Source organism: Mesorhizobium sp. M7A.F.Ca.CA.002.09.1.1 (assembly GCF_003998555.1).
In the GTDB taxonomy this organism is placed as follows: Bacteria; Pseudomonadota; Alphaproteobacteria; order Rhizobiales; family Rhizobiaceae; genus Mesorhizobium; species Mesorhizobium ciceri.
Map to the genome: position 1 here is coordinate 1 of NZ_RZRR01000379.1, position 5,043 is coordinate 5,043.

General features: G+C 63.3%; 6 protein-coding genes. All 6 read right to left on the reverse strand.

From position 1 onward, the window contains the following. Window positions 1-312: 312 nt before the first annotated feature. On the reverse strand, window positions 313-1,710 hold the full coding sequence (locus EN994_RS17350; protein WP_013528201.1) for an NAD(P)(+) transhydrogenase (Re/Si-specific) subunit beta: 1,398 nt from the start codon (window positions 1,708-1,710) through the stop codon (window positions 313-315). Window positions 1,711-1,716: 6 nt separating this feature from the next. Next, a complete protein-coding gene (locus EN994_RS17355; protein WP_024501908.1) occupies window positions 1,717-2,145 on the reverse strand; it encodes an NAD(P) transhydrogenase subunit alpha in 429 nt (142 codons plus the stop codon). Next, window positions 2,142-3,422, reverse strand: coding sequence for a Re/Si-specific NAD(P)(+) transhydrogenase subunit alpha (locus tag EN994_RS17360; protein ID WP_063169840.1), 1,281 nt, complete (start codon window positions 3,420-3,422; stop codon window positions 2,142-2,144). The genes EN994_RS17355 and EN994_RS17360 overlap by 4 nt, the downstream gene beginning before the upstream one ends. Window positions 3,423-3,507: 85 nt before the next feature. Next, entirely contained in the window at window positions 3,508-3,732 is a 225-nt protein-coding gene (locus EN994_RS17365; protein WP_013528204.1) for an aa3-type cytochrome c oxidase subunit IV, read from the reverse strand. Window positions 3,733-3,938: 206 nt separating this feature from the next. Next, window positions 3,939-4,088, reverse strand: coding sequence for a DUF3096 domain-containing protein (locus EN994_RS17370; protein WP_013528205.1), 150 nt, complete (start codon window positions 4,086-4,088; stop codon window positions 3,939-3,941). A gap of 119 nt (window positions 4,089-4,207) precedes the next feature. Continuing rightward, window positions 4,208-4,987, reverse strand: coding sequence for a hypothetical protein (locus EN994_RS17375; protein ID WP_013528206.1), 780 nt, complete (start codon window positions 4,985-4,987; stop codon window positions 4,208-4,210). Between the last annotated feature and the right edge of the window lie 56 nt (window positions 4,988-5,043).

Here is a 5,043-nt window from a genome sequence, read left to right on the forward strand (position 1 = left end):
GGCATAAAACGGCGCGCGGTTGGGGTCATGGCTCCAGACAGCCTGGACAAAGCCTCGCAGCGTATCCATCGGCCGCTGTTCGCCCATGCCATGCACGATCACCACCGCCTGGCCAGGCTTGCGCGGCGCTTTCCCGGCGGGCGGCGATGCGATCGGGTCAGGCACCAACGTCTCCGTCGACGACAATCCCGCCGTCGAGGCGGGAATTCGTCATCGTAGCGCCGAAATCGCCGTCAAGCCAAGAAAGCCTGCCAAGAAAAAGCCCGGCGCGAAGCCGGGCGATTCTTGGCGTGTCCCGGCGCTTATCCCGGATCAGTGATCCATGGCTTTGACGATCTCTTCGGTCATCTTCTTGGCGTCGCCGAGCAGCATCATGGTGCCGTCCTTGTAGAACAGCGTGTTGTCGATACCGGCATAGCCGGAACCGAGCGAGCGCTTGACGAACAGGCAGGTGCGCGCCTTGTCGACGTCGAGGATCGGCATGCCGTAGATGGGTGAGGACTTGTCGTCGCGCGCGGACGGGTTGGTGACGTCGTTGGCGCCGATGACATAGGCAACGTCGGCTTGCGCGAACTCCGAGTTGATGTCCTCAAGCTCGAACACCTCGTCGTAGGGCACATTGGCTTCGGCGAGCAGCACGTTCATGTGGCCGGGCATGCGGCCGGCGACCGGGTGGATGGCGTACTTCACGTCGACGCCATTGGCCTTGAGCTTGTCGGCCATTTCGCGCAGCGCATGCTGCGCCTGGGCAACCGCCATGCCGTAGCCCGGCACGATGATGACTTTCTGGGCGTTCATCATGAGGTAGGCGGCATCGTCGGCAGAACCCTGCTTGACCGTGCGTTCGATGCCGTCATCGGCGGCCGCTGCCGTCTCCCCACCGAAGCCGCCGAGAATGACCGAGATGAAGCTTCGGTTCATGCCCTTGCACATGATGTAGGACAGGATCGCGCCGGATGAGCCGACCAGCGCGCCGGTGATGATCAGCGCCAGATTGCCGAGCGTGAAGCCCAGCGCCGCCGCCGCCCAGCCGGAATAGGAATTCAGCATCGAGACGACGACCGGCATGTCGGCGCCGCCGATCGGGATGATCAGCAGGATACCGAGCACCAGCGAGGCGGCAACGATCAGCCAGAAGACCAGCTTGGACTCGGTGGTGACCAGCAACACGATCAGCACGACGAGCGCGATAGCAAGTGCGGCGTTGATGAAGTGGCGTGCGCCGATCATGATCGGCTTGCCGGACATGCGGCCATCGAGCTTGAGGAAAGCGATGACCGAGCCGGTGAAGGTGATGGCGCCGATGGCGACGCCAAGGCTCATCTCGATCAGGGCCTGGGCATGAATGTCGCCATCCGTGCCGATGCCGAAGCTTTCCGGGGCATAGATCGCGGCAGCCGCCACCATGACGGCGGCGAGGCCGACCAGCGAGTGGAAGGCAGCGACCAGCTGCGGCATCGAGGTCATGGCGATGCGGCGCGCGGTAACGGCGCCGACGCCGCCGCCAATGGCAAGGCCGAGCACGATCAGGCCGAAGCGGCCGGCGGACGGGGTCGCCAGAGCCAGTGTGGTGGCGATGGCAATACCCATGCCGATCATGCCGTAGAGATTGCCCTGGCGGCTGGTGGTCGGATGCGACAGGCCGCGCAGCGCCATGATGAACAGGACACCGGAGACGAGGTAGAGGAAGGACGCGAAGTTGGCGTTCATGGCGCTCTACTTGTCCTTCTTCTTGTACATGGCCAGCATGCGCTGGGTGACGAGGAAGCCGCCGAAGATGTTGACCGAAACCAGCATCAGCGCGACGAAGCCGAAGCCCGCGGCAATGCCGGAGGCGGCGATGCCGACGGCAAGCAGCGCGCCGACGACGATGACCGAGGAGATGGCATTGGTGACGGCCATCAGCGGCGTATGCAGTGCGGGGGTCACCGACCAGACGACGTAGTAGCCGACGAAGATCGCCAGGACGAAGATGGCGAAGCGGAAGACGAAGGGATCGATGGCGCCGCCGGAGAGCGCATGCGCGGCATCACCGGCCGCGTCAGTGCCGCCGGGCGCGGTCGCCAGATTGTGCACCGCCAGCCGGACGGCGGCGGAGGCCTGGTCGAGCTGGTCGAGGGCTTTCTGCAGGGTCTGGTCCATCACGCGATCCCTTTCGGCTTCGACGAGGGCGACTTGGGTGCGGCCGCCTTCTTGGGCGCGGCTTTCTTGGGCGAAGCATCGGCGACCATGGTCTTGGCCGGGATCGCGGCCGGCTCGACATATTGGCCCTTTGCCGGCTGCTGGTCGGCTTTCACGAAAGCCGGATGAACCACCTTGCCGCCATCGGTCAGCATCGTTGCCTTGACCAGATCGTCGTCGCGATTGATGGCAAGCGTCTTGGCCGTCTTATCGACCAGCGTCTCGAGAAAGGCGAACAGGTTCCTGGCATAAAGCAGCGAGGCCGACGCCGCGATGCGGCCAGGCACATTGAGATGGCCGACAATCTTGACGTTGTTGGCGGTGGTGACCACCTTGCCGGCTTCGGCGCCCTCGACATTGCCGCCGCGCTCGACCGCGAGGTCGACGATCACCGAGCCCGGCTTCATCGAAGCGACCATCGCCGCCGAGACCAGCTTGGGCGCCGGCCGGCCGGGAATGAGCGCCGTGGTGATGACGATATCCTGCTTGGCGATGTGCTCTGATGTGAGTGCCGCCTGCTTGGCCTGATATTCCTTCGACATTTCCTTGGCGTAGCCGCCGGCCGTTTCGGCCGCCTTGAATTCCTCGTCCTCGACCGCGAGGAACTTGGCGCCGAGCGAGGCGACCTGTTCCTTGGCGGCGGGGCGAACGTCGGTGGCGGTGACAACCGCACCAAGCCGGCGCGCGGTGGCGATCGCCTGCAGGCCGGCGACGCCAACGCCCATGATGAAGACCTTCGCCGCCGGCACCGTGCCGGCCGCCGTCATCATCATCGGCAAGGCGCGGTCATATTCCGAAGCCCCGTCGATCACCGCCTGATAGCCGGCCAAATTGGCCTGCGAGGACAAAACGTCCATCGACTGCGCGCGGGTGATCCGGGGCATGAATTCCATCGAGAAAGCGGTGACGCCGGCCTTGGCAAGAGCTGCCACGGCGGCATCGTTGCCGTAGGGGTCCATGATGGCGATCACAGCCGCGCCGGGCTTGTAGCTCTTCAGCTCGGCATCACCAGGCCGGCGCACCTTCAGCACCACATCGGCCTTGGCGACATCGGAAGCCTTGCCGATAGCAGCGCCGGCGCTCGCATAGTCGGCATCGATGATGCGCGATTTCAGACCGGCACCGGCCTCGACGACGACGTCGAAGCCCAACGCCGCCAGCCGTTTCACCGTATCGGGCGAAGCCGCGACGCGCGGCTCGTTGGCATCGAGCTCACGAGGGATGAAAACCGTCTGTCCCACCGCATGATCCTTTCGGCCGGAAGCTATTTCCCGCAAGACGCCGGCCGGCCTCGCGGCGGCGCCGTGGACAAGATGTCGGAAAAATCTATCGGAGGATAAAGGCGCCGACAGCCAGAATCAGCACGAACAGAATGGTCGCCGAGAAGAAGCCGCCCGCGAAGAAGCCGAAGGCCATCGCCAGGAGCAGGGCGCCACAAAACAGCGAGCCGTACTTGGCCAGCGCGAGGAAGCCCGCATAGGTGCGGTCATGCTCGGCATAGTCCATCTTCGCGCCCAGTTCGACAGGACCAGTCGGCGAGTGATCAGCCATAGGAATACCCCTTCGAAGACATCTTTCAGGCACATAGCGAAAAGCCGCGCCGAGAGCAATGGCGCTATTGCCGCACAACAACCGACAACTGCCTCAAAGAAAGATTGAAGCCAGCAGTCGACGCCGCGACGGAGTCCGATCGCTGGATTCTGATGCTTGATGCGGAACTCCGAAGGGCGGACGCTTGCGTGGCCTAAGCCGGAGCCTCAGCCGGCTAGATGCGGAAATAGCCCGAGCAACCCGACGACGATCAGATAGAGCGCGACGATGTAGTTCAACAGCCTTGGCATGACCAGGATCAGCACGCCGGCGATCAGCGAGATGAGCGGGGTTAGCGCAAGTGTGGAAATGGTCATGGCGGGTTCCCTCAAAAACCTCAGATCGACCCGGAGCGCTGCTCGTGGCCTCACCCAGAACGCCGAAGTCGCCAAAAGGCTCCTGTCGGCCCTGCAAAATCGTGTGGATCCCTGCCGTATCAGGCGGCTTCGTGATAGTATTTTGCCGTCGGCAGGATGGTCAGCGGCGCGAGTTCCCCGACATGCGGCGTATCGAACAGCATGCGCTGCTCCATTGGCGTCGAGCGGAAGAACGGGAACCGTGAGAAGGACCGCTCGCGGATTGCGTTGACGTCGGCGCGGTAGAGCACGACCTTGTTGAAAACGCCCGGATAGGCGCGCGACTCGCTGATCTTCTCCGAGTAGTAGATACGCTTGTAGAAGCCGGCGTGATCCTCACGAATGGTCGACAGGCAGTAGGGCGCGTTGAAATGGAAGCACGCCATGCCGGCCAGCCGCAGCGTCAGGTAGGGAATCTGCGGGTAGACGCGCGACCATTCGGGATCGGACGCAAACCGGCTGGGACAGATGAAGCTCAGTCCGTCACGAAGCATCGGCATGACGATGTCGCCAAAGGCCTTGGTGGAAGGCGACATCGGCGTCGCCAAGGTGACGTGATGGATACGCAGCGTGCTGACGAGTTCCTGGTCGATATAGACCCCGAAGCGGTACACATTCGGTGCCTCGTCGAGCTCATCGTGAATGGTATGGTTTTCGTTGTCGGGCACCATATCGTTCGAGCGATATGACTTGTAGCGCAGGCGGTAGATGTCCTCGAGATCTTCGCCCTTGTCGCAGCGGCGGTACTCTGTCCGCTCAAGCATCGCCGAAACGTTGCGGGCGAAGCTGGACATGGTGTCGGCGGCGTCCTTGCCGTCCTCGCCCGTCACCGGACGAAGCGAACTCAACTGCACAATCATCAACTCAATCCCCGTACATTGCCGCCGCGATCCGACACTACGACAGGGTCTTGGGA

What these genes read in the sequence shown, in the direction of transcription:
- EN994_RS17365 (WP_013528204.1), bottom strand. Translation starts at nt 3,732, where the DNA reads ATGGCTGATCACTCGCCGACTGGTCCTGTCGAACTGGGCGCGAAGATG.
- EN994_RS17375 (WP_013528206.1), bottom strand. Translation starts at nt 4,987, where the DNA reads ATGATTGTGCAGTTGAGTTCGCTTCGTCCGGTGACGGGCGAGGACGGC.
- EN994_RS17370 (WP_013528205.1), bottom strand. Translation starts at nt 4,088, where the DNA reads ATGACCATTTCCACACTTGCGCTAACCCCGCTCATCTCGCTGATCGCC.
- EN994_RS17350 (WP_013528201.1), bottom strand. Translation starts at nt 1,710, where the DNA reads ATGAACGCCAACTTCGCGTCCTTCCTCTACCTCGTCTCCGGTGTCCTG.